Annotated in this window: 21 protein-coding genes and 1 pseudogene; 8 read left to right on the top strand and 14 right to left on the bottom strand. The window is 62.5% G+C overall.

Annotated elements, in window-relative coordinates; all coding sequences use genetic code 11:
- The first annotated feature begins 2 nt into the window (after positions 1-2).
- The 3 genes from ACODSO_RS17415 to ACODSO_RS17405 all read left to right on the top strand — a co-directional run bounded on the left by ACODSO_RS17415 (position 3) and on the right by ACODSO_RS17405 (position 2702).
- Positions 3-854, top strand: coding sequence for an HpcH/HpaI aldolase/citrate lyase family protein (locus ACODSO_RS17415; protein ID WP_489038026.1), 852 nt, complete (start codon positions 3-5; stop codon positions 852-854).
- Complete coding sequence (locus ACODSO_RS17410) at positions 851-1864, top strand: MaoC family dehydratase (RefSeq protein ID WP_489038025.1); 1014 nt, start codon at positions 851-853, stop codon at positions 1862-1864. The genes ACODSO_RS17415 and ACODSO_RS17410 overlap by 4 nt, the downstream gene beginning before the upstream one ends.
- Positions 1865-1943: 79 nt before the next feature.
- On the top strand, positions 1944-2702 hold the full coding sequence (locus ACODSO_RS17405) for an SDR family NAD(P)-dependent oxidoreductase (RefSeq protein WP_489038024.1): 759 nt from the start codon (positions 1944-1946) through the stop codon (positions 2700-2702).
- Between the two features lie 106 nt (positions 2703-2808).
- Here ACODSO_RS17405 and istB read toward each other — a convergent pair.
- Positions 2809-3622, bottom strand: a pseudogene (gene istB, locus ACODSO_RS17400) (IS21-like element helper ATPase IstB).
- Between the two features lie 831 nt (positions 3623-4453).
- Here istB and ACODSO_RS17395 point away from each other — a divergent pair.
- Positions 4454-4831, top strand: coding sequence for a hypothetical protein (locus tag ACODSO_RS17395; protein ID WP_489038023.1), 378 nt, complete (start codon positions 4454-4456; stop codon positions 4829-4831).
- 266 nt (positions 4832-5097) lie between these two features.
- On the opposite strand, the gene ACODSO_RS17390 is transcribed toward ACODSO_RS17395, so the two are convergent.
- The 4 genes from ACODSO_RS17390 to ACODSO_RS17375 all read right to left on the bottom strand — a co-directional run bounded on the left by ACODSO_RS17390 (position 5098) and on the right by ACODSO_RS17375 (position 8550).
- Positions 5098-5502 carry a hypothetical protein gene (locus ACODSO_RS17390; protein WP_489038022.1) on the bottom strand — a complete coding sequence of 135 codons (405 nt, stop codon included), beginning with the start codon at positions 5500-5502 and terminating at the stop codon, positions 5098-5100.
- Between the two features lie 92 nt (positions 5503-5594).
- On the bottom strand, positions 5595-6899 hold the full coding sequence (locus ACODSO_RS17385; RefSeq protein ID WP_489038021.1) for an acyl-CoA dehydrogenase family protein: 1305 nt from the start codon (positions 6897-6899) through the stop codon (positions 5595-5597).
- On the bottom strand, positions 6896-7729 hold the full coding sequence (locus ACODSO_RS17380) for an SDR family oxidoreductase (protein WP_489038020.1): 834 nt from the start codon (positions 7727-7729) through the stop codon (positions 6896-6898). The genes ACODSO_RS17385 and ACODSO_RS17380 overlap by 4 nt, the downstream gene beginning before the upstream one ends.
- A complete protein-coding gene (locus tag ACODSO_RS17375) occupies positions 7726-8550 on the bottom strand; it encodes an enoyl-CoA hydratase/isomerase family protein (protein WP_489038019.1) in 825 nt (274 codons plus the stop codon). Before ACODSO_RS17375 ends, ACODSO_RS17380 begins: the two co-directional genes overlap by 4 nt.
- Before the next feature lie 137 nt (positions 8551-8687).
- On the opposite strand from ACODSO_RS17375, the gene ACODSO_RS17370 reads away from it, so the two are divergent.
- Complete coding sequence (locus ACODSO_RS17370) at positions 8688-9284, top strand: TetR/AcrR family transcriptional regulator (protein ID WP_489038018.1); 597 nt, start codon at positions 8688-8690, stop codon at positions 9282-9284.
- Between the two features lie 120 nt (positions 9285-9404).
- On the opposite strand, the gene ACODSO_RS17365 is transcribed toward ACODSO_RS17370, so the two are convergent.
- The 7 genes from ACODSO_RS17365 to ACODSO_RS17335 form a co-directional block, all read right to left on the bottom strand.
- Positions 9405-10658, bottom strand: coding sequence for an MCE family protein (locus tag ACODSO_RS17365; RefSeq protein ID WP_489038017.1), 1254 nt, complete (start codon positions 10656-10658; stop codon positions 9405-9407).
- Positions 10659-10668: 10 nt separating this feature from the next.
- Complete coding sequence (locus ACODSO_RS17360) at positions 10669-10926, bottom strand: WhiB family transcriptional regulator (protein ID WP_489038075.1); 258 nt, start codon at positions 10924-10926, stop codon at positions 10669-10671.
- A gap of 59 nt (positions 10927-10985) precedes the next feature.
- Positions 10986-12611, bottom strand: a complete 1626-nt coding sequence (locus ACODSO_RS17355) for an FAD-dependent monooxygenase (protein ID WP_489038016.1) — start codon at positions 12609-12611, stop codon at positions 10986-10988.
- Positions 12612-12899: 288 nt separating this feature from the next.
- Positions 12900-13292 carry a hypothetical protein gene (locus ACODSO_RS17350; RefSeq protein WP_489038015.1) on the bottom strand — a complete coding sequence of 131 codons (393 nt, stop codon included), beginning with the start codon at positions 13290-13292 and terminating at the stop codon, positions 12900-12902.
- A 10-nt stretch (positions 13293-13302) separates the two neighbouring features.
- A complete protein-coding gene (locus tag ACODSO_RS17345) occupies positions 13303-14445 on the bottom strand; it encodes an NAD(P)/FAD-dependent oxidoreductase (RefSeq protein ID WP_489038014.1) in 1143 nt (380 codons plus the stop codon).
- Positions 14442-14639, bottom strand: a complete 198-nt coding sequence (locus ACODSO_RS17340) for a ferredoxin (protein WP_489038013.1) — start codon at positions 14637-14639, stop codon at positions 14442-14444. Before ACODSO_RS17340 ends, ACODSO_RS17345 begins: the two co-directional genes overlap by 4 nt.
- Positions 14636-15838: a cytochrome P450 gene (locus ACODSO_RS17335; RefSeq protein ID WP_489038012.1), complete on the bottom strand. Its 1203-nt coding sequence runs from the start codon at positions 15836-15838 to the stop codon at positions 14636-14638. Before ACODSO_RS17335 ends, ACODSO_RS17340 begins: the two co-directional genes overlap by 4 nt.
- 155 nt (positions 15839-15993) lie before the next feature.
- Here ACODSO_RS17335 and ACODSO_RS17330 point away from each other — a divergent pair, with 155 nt between their 5' ends.
- The 3 genes from ACODSO_RS17330 (at position 15994) to ACODSO_RS17320 (ending at position 17999) form a co-directional block, all read left to right on the top strand.
- Positions 15994-16668 (top strand): TetR/AcrR family transcriptional regulator, encoded by a 675-nt coding sequence (locus ACODSO_RS17330; RefSeq protein WP_489038011.1) that lies wholly within the window; start codon positions 15994-15996, stop codon positions 16666-16668.
- A gap of 250 nt (positions 16669-16918) precedes the next feature.
- Complete coding sequence (locus tag ACODSO_RS17325) at positions 16919-17518, top strand: hypothetical protein (RefSeq protein WP_489038010.1); 600 nt, start codon at positions 16919-16921, stop codon at positions 17516-17518.
- A 172-nt stretch (positions 17519-17690) separates the two neighbouring features.
- A complete protein-coding gene (locus ACODSO_RS17320) occupies positions 17691-17999 on the top strand; it encodes a DUF1905 domain-containing protein (protein ID WP_489038009.1) in 309 nt (102 codons plus the stop codon).
- 416 nt (positions 18000-18415) lie between these two features.
- Here the strand turns inward: ACODSO_RS17320 and ACODSO_RS17315 are convergent, their stop codons facing one another.
- Positions 18416-19558, bottom strand: a complete 1143-nt coding sequence (locus tag ACODSO_RS17315) for a TIGR03364 family FAD-dependent oxidoreductase (RefSeq protein ID WP_489038008.1) — start codon at positions 19556-19558, stop codon at positions 18416-18418.
- Positions 19559-19585: 27 nt separating this feature from the next.
- Positions 19586-20299 (bottom strand): GntR family transcriptional regulator, encoded by a 714-nt coding sequence (locus ACODSO_RS17310; protein ID WP_489038006.1) that lies wholly within the window; start codon positions 20297-20299, stop codon positions 19586-19588.
- Between the last annotated feature and the right edge of the window lie 42 nt (positions 20300-20341).

Here is a 20341-nt window from a genome sequence, read left to right as displayed (position 1 = left end):
GCATGAAGGACATCACTATTCGGCGCTCGGTTCTGATTGCGCCTGGGTCAGACGATCGGAAGGTCCGCAAGGCATTGGCCTCCCACGCGGACGAAGTCATTCTCGATCTCGAAGACGCAGTAGCTGTCTCCAACAAGGTGCAAGCACGCGAGTTCGTGCGCCATCTGATGGTCGAGACCGAACGCGTCGGAAGCATCTCCGTGCGAATAAACGGTCTCGATACCCCCTGGGCACACGATGACCTCGCCATGTGCGCAACGGCACCACGCCTGACGAGCGTCATCGTTCCCAAAACCGAAACCGGACTTGACCTCGAAATGGTAAGTGAGGCCTTGAAGGGCACCTCGGTCGGAATTCAAGCGCTAGTCGAGACACCCCGGGGCGTGCAGAACGTGGCGCGCCTGTCCGCCGCGACCGAACGACTGGAGGCATTGGTCCTCGGATACGCCGACCTCGGCGCTGCCCTGGGCCGATCACGATCTTCGCCACCTGAGCAATGGTTGTCCATGCAGGACGCCGTGTTGGTGGCCGCACGCGTCGCCGGAATTGCAGCGATCGACGGTCCCCACCTCGGCGTCGAGAACGACGCGTCATTCGAACGGTCGTGCACATGGATCCGCTCGCTTGGCTTCGACGGTAAGTGGGTAATCCATCCCCGGCAGGTGGATACCGTTATGACCACTTTCACCCCGTCCGAGAATGCCGTCGACGAAGCCCGGCGCATTCTGCAAACCCTTTCCGACGCGGCGGAACTCGGAACGGGTGCTGTTCAACTTGATGGACAGATGCTCGATGAGGCTCTGGCGGTCGCTGCTCGTCGTACGCTCGCGCGGGCCGGAGGATTTCGATCATGACCGAATCGCGCCCACACGAAATCCAGGTTGGTGGACCCTATTTCGACGATCTTACCGTTGGCCAAGTGTTCGACTCGGCGCCAGCTGTAACTCTCACAAGTGGTCTGTCTGCGGCGCATCAGGCCATTGTGGGTGACCGTTTGCACTTAGCGCTGGACCGGCACCTTGCCACCGCGGTGACCAGATCGACCGACGCGATCGCACACCCCGGGTTAGCATGGGACATAGCGATCGGACAGTCGACCGTGGCCACCCACCATGTTCGCGCCAACCTGTTCTACCGTGGCCTGCAGTTCCACCGATTTCCGCATCTCGGAGACACTCTTCACACCCGCACAGTGGTGGTGGGTCTCCGCGAGAATTCTTCGAAGCCCGGGCGTGCGCCAACCGGTATGGCGGCTCTACGAGTAACGACTACCGACCATGATGGCAACACGGTCCTGGATTTCTATCGATGCGCGATGCTGACACTCTCATCCACGGCAGACCCGAATCGCACGGTGCACAGCAGCGACCTGTCGAGGATCGGACCAGCGGATGTTCCGGACTACCAGGTACCCGAAGGTTGGGATCTTGAACAATATCGGAGTCGGGTGCCGGGCAAGCATTTCGACGAAGAATTGATCGGATCCGTGTTTCGCAGTAGCGGTGACGTAGTGACGAATGCCCCGGAGCTGGCGCGGCTCACACTCAACATCGCAGCCACTCACCACGACGAGCGCACAAGCGAAGCTGGGCGCCTCGTCTACGGTGGGCACACGATCGGTCTCGCCCTGGCCCAGGTCGGCCGCGCACTGCCGAATCTGGTGACGATCTTGGGATGGACTTCCTGCGACCATACTGCACCAGTCTCCGAGGGCGACACCCTGACCAGCGAACTACAGATCGTAGGCGCCGACAGACTCGTCGACGGGTGGGCGGTTCACCTGCGTTCAATAGTCTTCTCCCACAATACGATCGCGGTCGGCACGCCAGTGCTGGACTGGCGATTGACGGCTTTGATGGCCTGACGTGCACTCGCCATCGACCTGAAGCGGATGGCGGCATCTTTCCGTATATCGCGACATAAAAATGACGAAAGGCATCGACATGACTGCACCTAACCAGGAAAACGACCTCGCGGGTAAAGTTGCAATCGTTACAGGCGCGGCTAGCGGAATTGGCCGCGCCACCGTGGAGCTGTTCGTAGAACGAGGAGTCCGGGTCGTGGCAACCGACCTCGACGAGGCTGTCCAAGAAATCGCTGGGACGAGTGTCACAGCGCTGGTTGCCGATGTTAGCAAGGAAGGCAGCGCACGCCGTGCTGTCGAATTGGCGCGGGAGCAATTCGGCCGACTCGACATTCTTGTCAACAACGCGGGAATTATCATCAACAAGACCGTTGCCGAGATGAGTCTTGACGAATGGAATTCAATTCTGGCAGTCAACGCGACAGGCGCTTTTCTGCACTCGCGAGAGGCTGTACGGGCGATGATTCCGCAGAAGTCAGGCGCGATCGTCAATGTCGGTTCGTATGCGTGTTTTCAGTCGTTTCCCACGATCGCGGCGTATGCCGCCTCGAAAGGTGCCCTTGCTCAGCTGACTCGAACGTTGGCTCTCGAAGTCATCGAGCACGGGATTCGTGTCAACGCTGTTGGATCGGGTGACGTGGTTACTCACATCCTCGACGACATACACGATGACGGTCCGGGTTTCCTCGCCGATCACGGCAGCACGTCACCGATCGGCCGCGCAGCGCAGCCTTACGAGATTGCGCAGATCATTGCGTTTCTGGCTTCCGATCAAGCTGCTTACGTCGTGGGATCGATTGTGATGGCCGACGGGGGCATGAGTGTTGCCGTTGGGTGACCGAAATACCGCGCGTTAATACCGGCTGGGTCGTGTCAATGGCCAGTACGAAGTCCCCGCTGGTGGCCAACTGAAAGTCCTCACCCGTGTTGATGTTTCCGGTTGTTCAGGGGCGGTCCTTTCGGTGTTGCGCGTCTTTCACACGGTCGGACTCGCCGTCGGTGACGACGATGGTGGCGTGGTGAAGCCGTCGGTCGAGGATCGATGCTGCGGTGGTGTGCTCGGGAAGGAATCGGCCCCATTGCTCGAACGGCCAGTGCGCGGCGATTGCCAACGAACTGCGTTCGTAGGCGCCGGCGACGAGCCGGAACAGCAGTTGGGTTCCGGTGTCGGCGAGCGGCGCAAAGCCCGTTTCGTCGACGATGATGAGCTCGACCCGCAACAGCGATTCGATGATCTTGCCGACGGTGTTGTCGGCCAGGCCGCGATACAGCGTTTCGATGAGGTCTTCGGCGGTGAAGTAGCGGACCTTGTGACCGGCGTGGATCGCTGCGACTCCGAGCCCGATCAGGGTGTGCGACTTTCCCGTTCCGACGGGTCCGATGATCGCTAGATTCGATTGCGTCCGAATCCATTCCAGGCTGGAGAGGTAGTCGAACACCTTCGGTCGGATCGACAACGAAGCGATGTCGAAGGATCCCAACCTCTTCGTCACCGGAAACACAGCCGCTTTGAGTCGTGCGACTATGTTCGAGGCGTCTCGGGCGGGCGAGCTCGGGTTCGACCAGTGTCCGCAGGACTTCCTCCGGTGTCCACCGTTGTGTCTTGGCGATGAGCAATACTTCGGGTGCGGTGCGGCGGATCGCAGCAAGTTCGAGTCACCACAACCCGGCAACGAGATCAGCCGCCAGATCAGGAACCAGCTGAGGTGCAACGGTAATGGGTCTACTCGGAGCGCCTTCGGTGTTGGTGTCGGTCATGACGGCACCTGCTGATCACCGGATCGTCGACCGGCGGCGTAGGCATCCAGCGATCGGTTTCTGAGCGGTCGGCAGATCCAGGATCAGCGCGTCACCGGCAGGCCTGGGCTGCGGTATGCGTTGGTATACGCCCAGTTCGCGAGGTATATCCTGCTGCATCCCGAGTCGACTTCCAGAACGGCTGCTCTGGGGTTCGAATCGTGCCAGTCGAGGACTCCGAGACGCGTCGGCCAGCAGGGCGGTCAGTCCGCGAGGTTGTCCTCTGCGGCGTTGTGTCGTCCCCTGGGATGCGAACGGTCCGTTCGGTCGCGCAGGTTGTCGGTGCCGCCGGTTACCGTTAGGAAGAAGTCGTCAAATGTTCAGCACCGGGGAGCGTGGATGCCAGCGGGCATCCAGACGACGAATCCGACGAACGACTTATCGAATGGGTCGCGCATAACAGTGACAAGCTCCGACTTCGGGCGTCATTGCTGCCGTCGGCACCCACCCCGGTAGATGGTTCTCCATTTCTGAAAGCGTCCGCAAGTAAGGGAGCAACCCGCTTGCACCGAAGTGTCGTTGGATCGAGCGCGGGTGGACTCGTCACCGCAGCGGTGCCCAACGAAACACACATCTATAAGTCGATCAGGGCGAACCCTCGCGACCAAGTCCTGGTGTGTCTGGATGCGGGCGCCCCGAGTGTCGAGGGTTGGGCATGTGCGGTGCGCGCCTTCAACGCCCGCACCGGCGAAGGGAAGAGGCGCTCGACCCCGGACCGTAGCTGCATTCGAAGCGCTGCTGTTCTGGGGCCGCGGACGTAACGCCCCATCGCGCACCAGCGAATGAATGTCTATGAGAAGCAAGTTTATTGCAGCACTACGAGTTAGCGCGGTCATATCCGGTCTGGCCGCTGCTTCGATCGTCGGTTCCGGCGTTGCCTCCGCTGGCCCTCAGGACTGCGCCGTCGCGCACGATTCTTTCAGTGCGTCGGTAACGTGCCACGACACCGGCGCTCCGCCGCGAAGAGAGTACTACCTCAGCATCGAGTGCTGGGGTCTTCATGGCATCCCCAATGCTTTCCCGTTCTACGCGGTCGGGCCGTACAACGCGTCGACCAGCTCGTTCGGAGCGACAGGTCAGGCATCAGGTACGTGCAGCTCAGGGTGGGGTGCAATCGTGCCGAATGTCGGCGTGGTCACCGGTGCCCACGTGGAGACGTACGTTCAGTGAGGCTCAGTCGCGGGTGAGATAGCACGCCGAGCAGGTGTAGTTGGCGTCGACTCGCCGCAGATGCACAGACGTTGGTTGTCTTCGATCCTTGGCAACGTCAGATCTGGTTCGGTAAGCATGGCTGGCTTTTCTGTGCACTTTTCGGGGTGAACCTCCCGACAACCCGCTTCGCAACCTTCAGTCCTGCTCCCGCCTGACCGACTCCCCAGCGACGCCTTTTCGCGATCGTTTCGTACAGAGGGTCAATGGGTGGCGGCGGGCAGCAACTAGAGCGAGTCGACGATTCCCTTTACCTTCTGTCCGTCGCTCGACGAAAGCCCCTCATTGATCTGTACGAAGATCAAGGCTGGCTCCGATCCGTAACGGTGAGGGCCGGCTAGGACAGCGGCGTCCTCGTAGCTCTGCACAGTCTTTTGGTACAGGTCAACATCATCGAAGGCCATGACAGTACCGCCTTCTCCGGGAACAGATGAAAGATCGAAGTCGTAGACCTCGGTCGATGTAGAAGCCGGCGCCGTATATGCGACACCAGTCTCCTGCACGTCGTGAGAGGACTTCGGACTCTGATCTGCCACGAGGATTTCGGACAATGGAGATGACTGAACGATCGACGCGATCTGCTCGTACTGGTCGGACTCATTTCGGTAGATCCCTATTCCAAGCGGGTCCATCGTCCGAAATCCCTGGGCCGATCAGCCCCCCGATGCTGCACACAATGTGGGGGCCGGCGGCCCACAGGTTCTACCGAGGTGGGGGTCCATGTCTAGCCGGTGACGTCGCGACCGATCACGTTGCGCGCAATGATCCACTGCTGCAGTTCGTTTGCGCCCTCGAAGATCTCCAGAATCTTGGCGTCGCGGTAGAGCTCCTCGAGTCGGACCGATTCACCGGTTTCACTGATCTTGCGCGCGAACCCGAAGCCCCCGTGTATCTGGAGCGAATCCCGGACCACGTCCACCGCGACCCGGGTTCCATATGCCTTGGCCATCGCTGCCTCGGGTTCGGCAGTTCCACCTTCGGTGTCGAGCCGCATCGCCGCCTTCTGGTAGAGCATGCGTGCGCACTCGATGTTCGTGGCGTGTTCGGCGATTTTGAACTGCCAATACTGCAGCTTGCCCAGTGGCCCGCCGAACGCATGGCGCGTGCGCAGCCGGTCGACGGCCAGGTCCAAGGCAGCCTGTGCGACGCCGACGCCTGCGGCACCGATCCCGATTCGTCCGCGAGCCAGCGCGGACAGGGCGACTTTCATTCCTCCGCCGCGCGAGCCGAGGACATTCTCGGAAGGCACGAAGACACCGTCGAGGACGATGTCGGCCGTGACCTGACCTCGATGCCCCATTTTGAGATCGGGTTCGCCGATCCGCACACCGGGGGAATTCTTCAGGTCGACGAGCAGCATCGTGGTGCGGTTCCCATCGCCGCACAGGATAGCCGCCCAATCCGCGACAATACTGTTGGTGATCCACCGTTTTCGGCCGTTGACGATGAATCCCCCCTCGGTCTCGGTGGCGATCGTGCGAAGTGTCTCGGCCGAAAGGTCGCTGCTTGCTTCGGGTTCGGTGGTGGCGAAGGAAAAGGCCGAGGAACCGGAGATGAGAGCCGGGATGAGCTGCTCCTGTAGAGAGGGTGCAGCGAACGTGAGGGTCTGCGCCATCAGAATGCACTGGCCGTCGTAGACGCCGGCCATACTGCTGCTGTGATAGCCGATCTCCTCGGTGACAGTGCACGTCGCGAGCATCGGGTGGTCGAACCCGCTACCGTAGTGAGCCTCGAAGGGCACCGCGAACATACCCTCGTCGGCGAGGCCGCGAAATGCAGCCCACGGAAAACTCTCTCGTGATTCTTCGCGCTCCCCGATGTCCTGGGCATATGGTTGTACGGCCTTGACGACGGCGGCGCGTGCCCGCGTGCGTAGATCGATGACCTCCTTCGGAATCCACACGTCGGTCGAGATGCGGTCCTGCAGGCGTGGCACATCCTGCCGGGTATTACTGGGGGAGATGGTGTGTGTCATCAGGATCCGTTCAGCGGCGGTGTGGTCGTCGGCGGTGTTCGTACGTTCTGTCACGGAGTGGGATCCACAAAGATGTCGAGGGAGATCGGCACTTCGCCGCCGTAGGGACCGAGATCGGTGACCCCGGATTCGGCAAGGACCTCGATGTCGATCAGTGTTCGACCGTTGACCTCCCCTTGCTTGCGGTCGAGAATGGCCACAGCAGCGTCGGCCATGATCTGTGGCGATCGCGAATGCGCCACTCCGGCTTTGCCTCCGAGGAGGTTCTCCACTGCGGCAGTGGCAATCGTGCTCTGCGGCCACAGGCAATTGCTCGAGATCGGAACATGTGCGAATTCTGCGGCGAACCCGAGTGTCGCCAGCGTCATGCCGTACTTCGCGAGCATGTAGCCCGGATGTTCGCCGAGCCACTTCTGTGACATGTTCAGCGGTGGCGACAGCGTGAGAACGTGTGGGTTCGGTGATTCGACAAGATGGGGCAGGCATGCCTGGGTCAACGCGAAGGTGCCACGGACGTTGACCTGCTGCATGAGATCGAACCGCTTCATCGGAAGATCGATCGTTTTAGCGAGGTTGAGGACACTGGCGTTGTTGACGACGATATCGATCCCGCCGAAGCGGTCCACTGCGGTCTGTGCCGCATTCGCGATGTCGTCGTCGTTGCGTACGTCGCCGACAACGGCAACCGCGGCCCCGCCTGCGGCGATGATCTCGGCGACAGCGGTGTGGATCGTGCCGGGAAGGCGAGGATCGGGGGTGTCGGTCTTGGCGAGAAGTACGAGATTCCCACCACGTTCGGCGATCGCAAGGGCGATCGCCAAACCGATTCCGCGACTGCCGCCGGACATTATTGCGGTTCGGCCTTCGAAACTGCGTTCGGTCATTGATGACTGCTTTCGGTCGGGTATTGGAGGGACGTGAACACGGGTGAGCGTCGATCGGTGAACGAGGAGATTCCCTCGCGGCCTTCGGGGCCGCCTGCCGCGCGGCCGATGGCCTCGGCTTCGGCGGCGAGCTGGCTGTCGAGGGTGCGCGCAGAACCTGCGTCGACCAAGTTCTTGGTCACTCGGGCCGCGTCGACAGGCCCGTCGGCGATGGCATTGGCAATAGCCACTATTTCGTCACGCACGGTTCCATGGGCCACCACGCGACTGACGGCACCGGCACTCAGTGCCTCTCCGCTGTCCAGAGTGCGTCCGGTCAGGAGCAGATCCAAGGCCATGGTGCGTCCTACGGCGCGGGGCAGTGCCCAGGACATTCCGCCGTCGGGGGTCAGACCCACCGATCCGTATGCCGTGCGAAGCCGCGACGAGGACTCGACCACGGCGATGTCAGCGGCAAGGACCAAGCTCAGACCGGCGCCCACGGACCAGCCCTGGGCGCCGAGCACGACGGGGGTGGTCAGAGCAGCCAGTGCCGACAGGGCCCGATGAAGTTCCACAGCAAGTGCTCCCACCAGTGCGCCCGGGTCGGGCGCCGCCGCGAAGTCGGCCAGATTCCCGCCGACGCAGAAGTTCTTGCCGTCGGCCAGGACTGCGACACATCCGACGTCGGGGCCGATGCCGGCCACGGCAGCGTGCAGATCGGCAGCGAACTCGAAGTCGATGGCATTGCCTCGGTCGGGTCGGATGAGTTCGATCAAGCCCACCGACATGCCGGCTCGAGGCAGCATCGAGAGTCGGACAGTGTTTCCCATAGTGATCATCGGACACTCATTCCCCGATACAGTCAAGCTTGACTGTTTTGCTGGATCGCAGTCAGAGATGTTCGCGTACCGCAGAATTGCAGTGCCCCATGTCTGGAGCGTTTGCCGTGGGCGAACTCAACGGCAACACTCGACGCATGCAATCACGCAGCCTGGTCACGCAGAACCGCATTCTGAATGCCGCAGTGCAAGCCTTGGTCGAGTTCGGCTATGCGGGTGCCTCGACCGTGAAAATTCAAGAGTTGGCAGGTGTGAGTCGTGGGCGGATGTTGCATCAGTACCCGTCTCGGGACGAGCTGTTGGTCGCGGCCGTTGCGCACCTGGCGTCGGCCCGTGTCGACGACGCAGGCGCGCGGGTGGAGTGGCCAGCTGCGCCCAGCGCACGGATCGGCGCAGCAGTGGACACCATGTGGGCGACGTACCAGCAGGACTACTTCTGGGCTGCCACCGAACTGTGGATCGGCGCTAGGCACAACAACGATCTACGAACCGCGTTGGTCCCGGTGGAACGCGCACTGAACAGACGGGTCCGCACCGCAACCGACGCATTGTTCGGTGCGCCACTGATCGACGCTCCGGCCTATCCTGTAGTGCGTGAACTGCTCAACACCAGCATGCGCGGTGTTGCCCTGACGTACGCGTTCGATCGGCGAAGGCCGAGCACCGAGCCCAACCTGAAGGCATGGAAGGAGCTGGCGCACGACCGACTCCTCGGCCCGGAGTGGGACCGGTGAGTGCGTGGGATCTGTGATGGTCGTGCAGTCAGTCGGTCTCTACGGGAACATAGTGCTCGCGCAAATGCGGCTTGATGAGTTTGCCGGTGGGAGTGCGCGATAGTGATGCACTCTGGCCTGCTACCTACGCGGAGTAACCCCGATCAGGGGTGCGAGTTGCGTGGCAATGGGATTGAGGTTGAGCTTGTCCGGATCGGCCTTCGGCTTGCTGTCCCACGGCTGCGGCGTTTCCGGATCCGCGTACACGATGCGGCTGGAACTACGGACACCGGTGACGCTGCCGTGAGGCGTCAGACAGTTCGCCTGCAAGTTCAACGGATAGTCCTCTCGGGTGGGATCGAAGTTCGGGTTCTTCGCCTTCTCCGCATCCAGGATCGATTGCGACTCTTCGTACCCGATGGTGCACGGCGGTGGGTTGTTGACTTCCAAACCAGCGAAACTGAGATGGATGGAGCCGTCGCCTTGGACGAGGGTGTGCGCTGCCGCTGATATGGACGGCAGGAAGATGAGTAGAGGTCTAAGGGCGAACGCCTTCGGGGCGTACAGCGAGGTGACCGAACTGATATTGCCGAGGTTTGTCGTCAGCGCCGGACCGCCATCAGCAACGAGTGCGCCGACCTGATCGCTTGCGGCGTTGCCTGTCTCGATCAGGCGCCGGATATCAGGGTCGCTGCTGCGTAGTTGTGCCGTAACGGCGTTCAGGTCTGCACTGAATTGCCCGATCGCCGACGACTGCTCGGACTGGGTGTCGAGTACTGTTCGGCTGTCCCGGATGAGTCCGAGCATCTCTGGCAGTGCTTCCTCGGCTGTCTCCGACACAGTGCCGAGTGAGTCCACGAGAACCTGCAGATCTTCTCCTCTGCCGTCGAACGCGGCACCGAGTTCCCTGACCGTTGTTGCGAGGTTGTCCAGTGGGATGGTATTGATGAGCTGATCGGTGCTGGCCAACACGTTCTCGACCGGTACGGGCGTTCGAGTGTCCACGGGAGCAATGGTCGACCCCTCCTCGAGGAACGGCCCGTCAGTGTGTGTCGGCTGTAGATCGACGTACTGCTCGCCGATGGCCGATCGATTCGCCACAACGGCGAGCGCCGAGGCCGGAATGCTCGGACCTCCTGTGTCGAGCAGCAGCTCCACATCGATACCGGCGCGGGTCAGCGACAAGGTGCCGACGGTCCCGACGGGCACACCCCGGTAAGTGACCTCTGCGTTGGTGAAGATACCGCCGGAGTCTGCGAACTCTGCGGTCACGCGGTATTGCCCGAAGCCGAGCAGGTTGTCGAGGCGGACGTACTTGCCGCCGATGTAGACGATGCCGATCACCGCGACGACGACGAATGCGATCAGCTGAATCCTTACCAGTGGTGTGACCACAGCGTCATCCCTATCGAATGTCGTTCTGTCTGAGTGTTGGTCGCGATCTACCGCGCAGGACTGCGCGTGCCGTCCGGTTTCGCTCGCGGGCCGTCAGACCGCCCCAGATGCCGTGTGGTTCTTGGTGTGCGATGGCGAAGCTTCGGCACTGCATGAGGACGGGGCAGCGGCCGCAGATCATTTTGGCCTGCCGTTCCAATCGAAGCCGATGATTCCCGGGCGGGGGAAAGAAGATGTCACTGGGTAGTTGGCGACAGGCGCCGCGCATCCGCCACGACCCATCTTCGGGTGCATTGTCGATGCGCGGTTGATCTCGCCCGGTGAGCATCAGGCTCGGTTCTCGGCAACGTGCAGTCCACCCACCACGGCCGCGGCCACCCTGCGGTGATCTCCCGGGGCGAACTCGTGGTCGCTGCAGTATATGAACCGATCGGGTCGAACAAGAAAGCCGTCGGCGCGGGCTCGTCGCATCTGCCGCTCGAGCACACCTTCGCTGTCCACGAAATGGCCCGCGGCGACTTGGTGGCTGGCGATCGCCGAGGCGTATTCGAGTTTCACCTCGGCAACTCCGGCCTCCGCCAGTTGCTTTGGGATCGGCGCTGACGGGAAGCCGACCCAGGTCCATTTGTTGTCGAGCACGGTGTCCAGGCGTACGGGTGTGAGGTCCGATCCCACCACCCAGGGCTGTTTGATGAATGTTCCGCGTGGACTGTGGCGCGATGATTCGATACCGAAGAACCCGCCCTTGGTGCCGAGTTTGTACAACGGCTTGAGCCCATTGCCCGCGAGTAGGCGCGACACACCTGGCACTTTCGACGCCGCCACGAAGAGGCCATCGCGTATGCGCGCCGCGGTCTCGTTCTCGAGCATCACGATGCGGCCGATGCGTAGCGAAAATTTGGTCAGCTGTTCGACATTGAGTCGGCGCTCGGCTTCGTACGTCTGCAGTAGTTCCGCATCGGCGCTACCGTTGAGCACCGCATCGAGCTTCCAGCAGAGGTTCGCGGCGTCACGGACACCGGACGACACGCCTTGTCCGGCGAACGGCGGCATAATATGCGCGGCATCTCCGGCCAGGAACACCCGCCCTTTGCTCCACTGTTCGGCTTGTCTGATATGAAAGGTGTAACCCCAGCTACGGAATATTTCGACTTGGTCGTAGTCGATTCCGCGTTCGGCCAGCAGACCGCGAAGGCCTGCCTCGGTCTGCAACTGCTCTACTGTTTCACCCTTGTTGACCCGGTACTCGACACGGTGGTAGCCCATCGGACACGGGCAGTCCACACCAGGCCGCCTGGGGTCGGAAATGAAAGTGAAATCCAACGGGGCATCGGAGGGGAGGTCGTACCACGCCCGCAGTTGAATGTCGAACCACGGTTCTTCGATGTGCTTGCCCGGCAAAGCAATACCGAGTAGCTTGCGTATCGAGCTCGATCCACCGTCGGCGGCAATCACATAGCGCGACCTGATCAGCTGGTCTTCACCGCCGTCGACGGGACGGAGGATGATGGTGGCCGAGCCAGCGTCCTGGCTGACACCGACGGCTTCGAAGCCCGACCTGACGGTGACAGTGGGGAACCGGGTGATTCCCGCGCGAAGTACGCGCTCGAGCTCGGGTTGATGGTAGTAAGCCATACCCGGCACGCCCTGATCGCGACTTTCCGCCGACAACATCGACAGAAACGTCTTGCCGCCGTGCTTGAAATGCACGCGGACGTCAGCGGACATGGTGGCCATCATCTCGTCGAACAAACCCAGCCCCTGCCAGACACGATGCGCGTCTTCGTCCGAGGCTATCGCTCGTTGGCGCGGATAGATCGAGATGTCGCGTTCGATCACCGCAGTGGTGATACCCCGTTGTCCTAGAAGATTCGCTGCCGTCGCACCGGTCGGACCCAACCCGATGATGACCACGTCGACGTCCCGGAGCAAGCGAATGTTGTTGCTGGTCATACTATTCCTTCTGGGTGATCTGTACAGGTACGCAAAGGCGTTATTCGAGCGGGCACCGGTCGACTCCCCAGGGAGGGGAAGCACAGGAGCATTTTTACCGATACGTGCAGGCGTCGCGGCTCCTACTTCGTTGCGGTGGAGCCACGATCGGTGTCCGCACCGTCGTTGCGCAGGGCAGGCGTCAGCGGAGTTGGATTCCGATTGTTCTCATTGCCGGCTCCGGTGTAGTAATCCGGCCGGTACCGATGGCCACCGACATTTCGAGTAGAGGGCTGAGGTCGACCGAATCTATCGGGCGAGTTGCATGTCTGCGAGGGCTCCGGCAATCACGAAGGAGCCGGCGATGGCGCAGCCGGCCACCCGCGTCCTCTGGGGCAAGTGTGCGGTGAGAGCGAAGGCTGCGGTATCCCAGATGTCGACGGCCACGCCTGCGCGAAGCAGCGTGCGCACCGTCTTCGGGGCATACCTGGTTGCGGCGTACAGTCCGCCGCCGATGTAGATTTCGCGAATTCCGAAGGTGCGGGCGGCAGCTCGCGTTGTGGCGACCGCAGCCTCGGGTCCGGCGAGCAATTCGTTGGCTCGAGTGGGTGCGATCATGTGGGCGATGCCGATCGCTGCGCGTGCGAGTCCGACCGCCTCGGGGAGCCGACGAGCGAGGTTGGAGGGGGAGGCGAAATTCATGAGCATTTCCTTATGTGGTGGGGATAGCGGTCTCGCGAGCCAACCGTCTGAGTAGACCGACGGACTTCTTGATTCCGAAGGCAACGATGGTGGTGCGGCCGTCGTCGTGACTCCACTGCAGCAATGCCGATCCGTCCGCGACGGAGCCTTCGATGACGGCCGGCTCACCGAGCAGGGGGAGTGGACCGACAACTTTGATCGACAGCCCAAGGATCTCGGTCCAGAAGTAATCGTCGGTAGGTGCGCACGTCGTCTCGAGACCGAGCGCGGATGCCGCGGCCACTTTGCCCTGCGCGACCGCATTCGACCAGAACGGTGCTCGGCCGGACGCCGCTCGCGAGTAGGTGACATCTCCGGCAGCGAATACGTCGGGAACCGCTGTCGCGCACAGGTCGTCGATACCCACCCCGCGCCCGTCGGCGATACCGGAGCCGTCGAGCCACCCTGTCTCGGGGACATCGCCGGCGCACGTGACGACCAGATCGGCAGTGAGAATTCGATCTGCGATCTCTATGCCCACGACACGATCTCCGGTCAACGCGACCGGGCTCTCAGCCTGTACGAACTCGACCGATGCGGCTGCGGCCCTCGCCACGATCGCGTCGGACAGGTAGGGGCCCAGGAGCCGCTTCAGCGGAGGATCGACATCGACAACGGTCACCGCGATATCGCGCGCAACGCAGGCACTGGCGACCTCCATCCCGAGGAAGCCGGCACCGACGACGATTGCGGTTCGAGCCTCGTCCAATGTCGGGCGCAGTGCACGGACGTCGGCGAACGTCCGCAATACGGTCTCGCCCGATTGATTCGGACCCGCGATGCGACGCGCGGCCGCGCCGGTGGCCACGATCAAAGCGTCGTAGGAGATGTCGGTGCCGACGGCGGTGGTAACGGTGCGGGCTTCGGTATTCACCGACACCGCGCGATCGACGATCGACGTGAGGTCGAGATCCGACAGGTCCCACGTTTCCGCGTTGACCGCGTCATCTTTGAGGACGTGCTTCGACAGCGGCGGTCTTGCGTAGCAACCGTCGGGATCGGCACCGATCATGATCAGTGGGCCGGCGTGCCCGCGAGCACGGAGCTCACGAGCTGCGGTGCATCCGGCGATGGAATCTCCGACGATGACGATGCTGCGAGCGACCGACGTCACGCCTGTTCTCTCAATGCCGCGACCGGACACACACCGATGGCCGACCGCGCCGAGGGCGCGAGGTCGTCGGGAATGTCGTCGTTGTCGAATGCGTAATGCAGTTCGCCTTCGTCGTCCAGGCTGAACACTTGCGGTGCCTGGTCGGCGCATATTCCATGGCCCTCGCACCGGTCCCAATCGACGTCGATTCTCACAGCTGTGTCCCTTCTGCCGCCACCAAGTGCAGTGGCAGACGTTCGTATCGATGAATGACGTTGTTGACGGCCCGCTTGGGCGTTCCGGCGGGCACGAATCGTTCGACCCGTCGCGCCAGCACCCGAAGCATGGTTTGCGTTTCCAAGCGCGCGAGACCCTGGCCCGCGCAACCGTGCACGCCGGATCCGAAGCCGAGCTGGCGAGCAGCGTCTCGGGTGATGTCGAAGGAATCGGGGCTGTCCCATTCGCGCTCGTCGCGGTTGGCCGACGCGTAGATCACCAGTACGCGTGCACCTTTCGGGACTCGTGATCCGTCGATCTCGACGTCGCGCACAGCTCGGCGCGAGAAGGCTCTGATGGGCGATTCGTATCTGACGACCTCGTTGACGGCATTGGGAATCAGATCCGGGTTCTGCCGGATCGCCTGCCACTGCTGTGGGTGGCGAGCGAACAGGTCGAGTGCACCGGAGATCGCACCGATGGTGGTGTCGAGCGAGGGTCCGAGGTAGTCGATCATCAGTGCCGGGCACGAGGACTTGGCGATCTTGTTCTCGTCGGCGGCTTTCAGAACGTCGTCGCCCATACTCCCGGGAATTACCGATCGTTCTCGCACCACCCGCCTCGAGAAGGCCAGCATTTCGGCGGCGCCCTTGACGGCGGCGACCGAGTGCCGGTTGACGGGGCCGAGTGAGTCGAATGTTGCTCCCGCCCAGCGTAGGAGATCCTCACGCCCGTCCTCGGGCCAACCCACGAGATCGGGCACGATCGACATCGGCAGAGCCGTCGCGAGATCATCGACACCGTCGACGGACTGCTTGCTCAGGGCCGCGTCGACGATGCTCTCGGCCTTCTCCTCCACCGCCGACGTCATCTTTCGCACTGCCTTGGGGGTCAGGCGGTGAGCCAGGACCGAGCGCTTCGTTGCATGCTCGTCGCCGTCACTGTTGAGAGTCGTGCCGCGGCCCAATCTGTTGGCCACCGGGTTGAGTGCGACGCCGTCCCCCGAGACGAATGTCTCGTCGTCGAGCAACACTGCCTTGCAGTCGGCGTAACGCGAAACGGCGAACACCTGCTGATGCGGAAGCCACACCACGGGGCCGAGCGCGCGTAGCGTCGCGTAATGCGGGTACGGATCGAGAATGCTCTGGGTGGAGTAGATGTCTGTGCGGTACTGCGGGATCGAAACGTTCGTTGTCATCAAAGTCCTCGAGACAGCCACGGATCTGGCGATGCTCGCCAGTCTTTGACGATATCGTCACCCATGGGAGCCGCCCCCGTCAAGCTTTTTTGACGAATTCGTCATTTTTGTTCCGCGATAGGCTGCCCGTCTAATCCCGCGAGCAGGAGCACACCTTGGCCGAAGTCAACCGAATCGAGCGCCGGAAGGCTCGCACCAAAGCCGCGCTCGTCAAGGCTGCGCAAGGTTTCCTGGCCAGCGGCAACACCAACGCACCCGTTCTGGAAATCACCCAGGCCGCCGACGTCAGCAACGGATCGTTCTACAACTACTTCGAATCCAAAGAGGAGCTGTGGCAGGCGGCCATCGATGCAGCACTCGAATCCATCGGCGACTACCTCGATTCACTCACTGTCGGCCTGGACGACCCGGTCGAGAAGTTCACCCAGTCTTTTCGGTTGTCCGGACGACTCTTCCGCCTCGAGCCGCAACTGAGTCTCGTCCTGCTCAACTCCGAGGCTGCGGCGTTCGCCGCAGCCAGAGGTTTGGCGCCGCGTTCACGCCGCGATATCGAATCAGCCTTCGCCCAAGGACGATTCGACGTGGACGACGCAGATCTCGCACTCGCGATCGTGGCCGGTTCCCTGCTGTCCATGGGGCGGCTGCTGCTCGCCCAACCTGAGCGAGACGAGGCGACAACCGTCGATGGCACGACGGAGCGTGTGCTCAGAGCTTTGGGTGTCTCCGCCAGCGAGGCTCGTGGACTCTGCAGTACCGAGCTTCCGGAAATCTACGGCGTCGACGTGCGTGCAACCGTCGACACGACTGGCAGCGCGAGCGAACACCACTGACGAGCTCGGTGATCGACCTGAGTCGATTGAAAAGCGGAGCGACCTCGTCGACGGCCTGTGGGATCCGTGACGCCCTCGACTTGGGCATAGTCGCGTTGCACGTGCAGCGAGCTCCGGCTGCCGTCGACCCTCACCCTATGCAACGACGGCACGGTCTGGGTCCGTGGGGATCGTGCGCGACCAACACGAGCGGATCCGGCGTTCGAGCCCCGCCCGAACAGAGCCATCACCGGCGAGGCACAGTGACAGGATGGCAAGCGAGCGTGGTTCGAAATCGGCGTGGTCGACGACGGCGGTCGTCGTCGGCATCGTCGCGGTGGGCATCCTTGTCGCGGGGCTGCTCGACGACTCGCAGCCTGACGCCGTCGCGATTCCCGGCTGCGACGAGGTCATCCAGCCCGAGGACATGCAGCGGATCAACTACGCATTCGTCGGCGACGACTCCGCGCCAACGGGGTTCGACGCCACAACCATGTCCGACGCCTTGATTCAGGCGCTGCCCTCTGGTACCACAGTGAAACCAGATCCGATGTTCCCGCCGCTCACGTTCGACGTCGACGCCACCGCGCACGGAACTATCTCACTGGGCGGGGCGGTGGGCGACCTGACCGTCATGCTATCGACATCCGACCAACCCGTCGGGCCGTGTTTCGCCGGGTACGTCGACGAGCGTCGAACCCTCGGCGACGGCACCGCCGTCGACACGACGTCCGGCGAGACCAGGAGTCGAGTAAGGGTATACGCGCCCGACGGCAGCCGAGTCGACGCGTCCGCCGACAGCGTCCTGACGGTTCAGCAACTGACTGACATCGCGATGGCCCCCGGCCTCCGCGCGGGCCACGGCAACTGAATTCGCCGGGCAGGCGGTCGCTGATGGAACTCAGTCGGTGGGGCGATTCGAGGTGCGGCTGCCCGAAGACGAAGAGGATCCAGTCCCGCTGTCACGGTTCGGCACAACCGAGTGATCGAACCGGCCTGACGACAGCGATGAGTTCGACCGTCTGACATGGTCTATATCCATCATGACCACCAACGCACGGCAGGAGCATCCCATGCCCGGACCACTGGACATCCGTTTCACCGCAACCCTCGGTAAAGCGCAGGAAGGGGACACGTGGACGTGCGTGAAGCTGCCCGATTCGGCGACCATTCTCGGCACCCGCGGCTTGGTCAAGGTCACTGGGACCGTCGACGGTCACCCCTTCCAGGGTGCGTTCATGGCGCTCGGCGACGGTACCCACAAGCTCCCGGTCAACTCTGCGGTCCGCAAGGCGATCGGCAAGTCCGACGGCGATGTGGTGACCGTGCACCTCACCGAGCGTCGCAACTGACTGCCCAGGCCAGCCATCGGCCTGAAGTGCCGTGCCGGCGCCCAAGGATTTGCGCCGGTGGACGGGCCTCGTGCCAGTTGGAGATCGCGGGAATCCTGTCAGTCACCCTTGTGTGTCGCGTTGACAGCATGAGGCCGTCTAGTTGATTTATCTTGCCTCTCTGCGATTGGTCAGTCGACCAGCGCATCTGATCTCTGCCACTCGGAGAAGAACGACCGAGCTTTCTGTGCGCGAATGGGCGAGGTCGGGAAGGTGCAGTGACTCAACCGAGGTGGTGCGCCACCCTGCGTCGGTACCGACGTTTGTGCGCAATAGGACTCAGAAAATGCCTGGGACGGTGCAATTGGCGCTGTGGCAAGTGAGCGTTGCGCCGAGTCGACGCGTTCGGCAAGTGCGAATAGCCAGCTCCTGGCCGCTCAGCAAGGCGTGAGTGGGCTGGTCCGGTCGAGTCCAGCATCGATGATCTGGGACTCGGCGAGTCCCATGCTGGTGGTCATCCCGATGCCGGTGGTGACGGTGACGATGTGCACTCTGTCGAGGGGTTGTTCGAGCAGGAATTCCGATCCTGGTGCCGAGCAGTAGGTGCCCTGCCACCGCTCGGTGACGTCGATGCGGTCGACTCCGAACAGTGCTTTGGCTTCGGTAAGTAGCACCTCGAAGCCCGTTTCGCTCTGAAACGGGGATGTGGTGATCTCGCGAACGTGTGTGTCGCCCAGCAGAATCGACCCATCCGGTTGTGGGGTATACATCTGATGAAGGTCCAGTTCGACGTAGCCGGGATGGTGGGCCTGCAGGCGTGCAGCGACGTCTGCGACGGCTGGCAGGGCTTCGAAACCCGAATACCGGAGCAGCGACCAACCGGTGAACAGCGGAGAGGGGAGCGGTACGCGCAGGGGCATTGTGGCGCGCAGCATATGCAGTCGGCACCGCACCAGTCCGCTTCGTTCGGCGTACTCGGGAAACAATCGATCGATGTCGTGGTTGACGGTGACGAAGGTGGTGCCGGCATGTAGCTCGCCGCGCGAGGTGTGGACGACGCCCGGTGCGAACGACGTTGCGGCGGTGCGCCAGTAGAAGTTCACCCCGGAGTTGTCGAGCCACCGCGCGATGGCCGGTGCGGCAGTACGTGGGTCCACCTGAACATCGGTCGGCATATACATGCCGCCCACGACGTCGGTATCGGCAATGGGGAGCCGGTCAAGTAACTCGTTGCGGTCCAGCAACTGCGCGTGGTCGCCGCCGCGCAGTTCGGCGAACTGTTCGAGCACCGCGAACTCGTCCTCGTGCCGGGCAACGCAGTGCGTCCCCGATTCCGCAGCCCAGAAGCCCGCCGTACGTGCGAGGTCGAGCCAGTGACTGCGCCCGGTGCGGGCGTATTCGAGCGCGGCACCGGATTGCGCTGTGATGCAGGCGTGTCCGAAGTTCTGCACCGAGGCGCCTGCGACACGGTCGGCGTGATCGACCACCGCTACGGTGAGCCCGCGTCGATGAGCGTGGTAGGCGTGTGCGAGGCCGACGATACCGGCTCCGACGACCACGACGTCGTATGTCGATGTCATGAGAGGTGTCTTTCTTCTGTGGTCATGTCAGGCATCCATGACGGCGGTGAAGGTCATCCGGTCTCCGCGATAGAGCGACCGTCGGTGTTCGATGGGAACCCCGTCCGTGTCGTACGAGACGCGGCCGAGCAGAAACATCGGCGTTCGGGTGTCGACGGTGAGCAATGCCGCTTCTCTGGCATCGGGGAGGACGGTTTCGATGGTATCGACGACGCGTCCGAAAGTGATTCCACGCGATCGTAATTCGGCATACAGCGACGTTCGGTGATCGAAGCTGTCCTGCAACCCCGGAATTCGATATGCGGGAATGCGGGTCGTCTCCAGGCCCACCCGGACGTCTCCTGTGGTGAACACGCGCTCGAGTTGTACCACCTCTGCGCCGGTCTCGATTCCGAGGAGGTCCGCGAGTACTCCGTCTGCTCGGGACACGTCCCACCCGACCAGAATTCGGGTAGCGCTCATTCCCTTCTCCCGCGCGGCCTCAGTGTACGAACCGATGGCCAGCGGCAGTACCACCTTGGGTTCGGCAACCACCGTCGCACGACCGCGTCGTTCGATTCGACCGGCTACCAACAGTTCTCGAATGGCCTGGCGCAGTGTCTCGCGGGAGACGTCGTATCGATCGGCAAGATCACGTTCGGAGGGGAACGCGTCGCCCGCCGACATGCCGTCGAGCATCGCGTCGAGGCTTCTGCGCACGATCTGGTGCTTGAGCACCCGGGGTTCGGTGTACACAACCATGGACCAACCATAGCATCGATTGGTCTAGACCTAATTGTGGTG

It is taken from the genome of Rhodococcus sp. FG69, assembly GCF_057808915.1.
The sequence above is the reverse complement of the archived record's forward strand: the minus strand, read 5'-3'. Positions and strand labels throughout refer to the sequence as shown.